Source organism: Maribellus maritimus (assembly GCF_022267315.1).
Classification (GTDB): domain Bacteria; phylum Bacteroidota; class Bacteroidia; order Bacteroidales; family Prolixibacteraceae; genus Draconibacterium; species Draconibacterium maritimum.
This window is the reverse complement of sequence record NZ_JAIKLE010000122.1, coordinates 1-1806: the sequence shown is the minus strand read 5'-3', so window position 1 is coordinate 1806 and position 1806 is coordinate 1. Positions and strand designations below refer to the sequence as shown.

The window sequence follows — 1806 nt, the reverse complement described above, 5'->3', positions numbered from 1 at the left end:
GCGGATTCGACAAGTCGAATCTCGTCCCAACCTCAGTTTCGGTCGGACTGGTCAGACTCTCGTCTGACCGCCACGACCTCATACCACCACCGTTACAACCCATTTAAAAAAAAGAAACCATGCGAAAAAATAAACTATTCATTTTAATGCTCGTGATGGTCAGCTCAATTTTATTTTCAAATAGAATTATAGCTTCATCGGGCGAAAGTAATTCTAGTCAATCATACACTTTTGTTTTGACACATCTTCTCGACAAAAAACTTACTAAAGACGCATACTTTACGGTTGGAAACTTGAAAGTTTGGGAATTAGATTTTCGAAATGGAGAAAAAATAAAATATACAATAATCAGCATGAATGAAGATAATCCGATGTGCGGAATTACAGCAAAAGACAATTTTGGCGACACTTGTGAAATTTGCATTACAAAAATATCTGGTGACAACACAAAAGTTGAATTTAAATACAACGGTAAAAGACTGACTTATAAAGGATATTTATTAAGGTAAACTAATTTGAACTGCAAAAAAATAGCAAAATGAAAAGCCTTTATCCTCTAATATTAATACTCGTGTTTATAGAATCAGCTTATTCTCAAGAAAGAATAAAACCTGAAAGAATTGAATTTTTAATTGAAAATCCCGTAAAATTAACCAAAGCAGACGGCTGGTGTATAAACAATGACGGAGAATGGACAAAAAATACAAATATATTATCCAAAAGACATGAAAGCCTGAATAAAGGTTATCCCTCAGATTACAATTTTGAATACCTCTACTTTAATAAGTTCAATTATAATAACATCACATTTTATTGTCTGGTTTTCAAAAAAATAAAGACTCTCTATCTATATTCTTCAATAAAAGAAGACCCCTTTTTAACAAATGAAATTCATTTTTTTATTTTTCGTCCTGAGTACTATCAATCTATGATAGACTTTGTCAACAGTAAAACACAAGGACTTATATTTTTAAAACCAGTTGCATTAGGCTATTGTAGTGCTCTTACTTCAGAATATATAAGTGAAAATCAAGTCAAATTTGAAATTACTAACAAAATTGAATCATATTTTGACTTTTTATCTACTGTAGAAAGCAAGGCATCGAATACTTGGGAAAGAGACAAGAAAACCAGAAAACTATATAAATCATTCGACAATTATCTACAAAAAAGTATAGAAAAAAGCGATTCTTATTACAATCAAAATAATCAATTTGCAATTAATAATGCAATCGTCAATGGACAAGAAGTAATACGGTTTTTATTGCCATTTAATAATATGTATTACTCTGATGAAGATGCTTTTATTAAAAATATTTTCACAAAAAAATATTTTGAAGTTCCACGAAGTGAATTTATGGATTTAATTATCAACTAATTAATGTATAAAAATTATAATTCATACACGCAAGAATTCAGATTCATTAAATGTGATTTATCTAACCCAGATATTCTGTCTATTGAATTTTTTGATGACTATAAATTTGATACTTGTTTTGTGCCTAAAAATTACAAACCTTACTTTTTATGGACTTTGTGGTGGTGGATTTTACGGATTCCAAATGAGCTTAACAACTTAAAACACAACAAATCAATAAGGAATATTATTAAATATTTTATAATACCCGTTGCTGTAATACTTGCTGCAACAATCATTTATGAAATATGGATTAAGGATTTAATAATGAAAAATTAGAAAAAAAACGGGTTGTAACACAGTACATATTGCAGGGCGGGGTTCGGTGGTACGCCAACTGCGGATTCTCGCATCGCAGTTCCGTGTCCTTCGGACAGGAACGCTCTCCG

Annotated in this window: 2 protein-coding genes; both read left to right on the top strand. The window is 30.7% G+C overall.

All coding sequences use genetic code 11. The annotated features are described in order from the left end of the window. Positions 1-119 precede the first annotated feature (119 nt). Complete coding sequence (locus K5G00_RS29235) at positions 120-509, top strand: hypothetical protein (protein WP_238770144.1); 390 nt, start codon at positions 120-122, stop codon at positions 507-509. A gap of 29 nt (positions 510-538) precedes the next feature. Next, the gene (locus K5G00_RS29230; protein ID WP_238770141.1) at positions 539-1378 is read left to right on the top strand and encodes a hypothetical protein; all 840 of its coding nucleotides are present in this window, start codon (positions 539-541) and stop codon (positions 1376-1378) included. Positions 1379-1806: the final 428 nt, after the last annotated feature.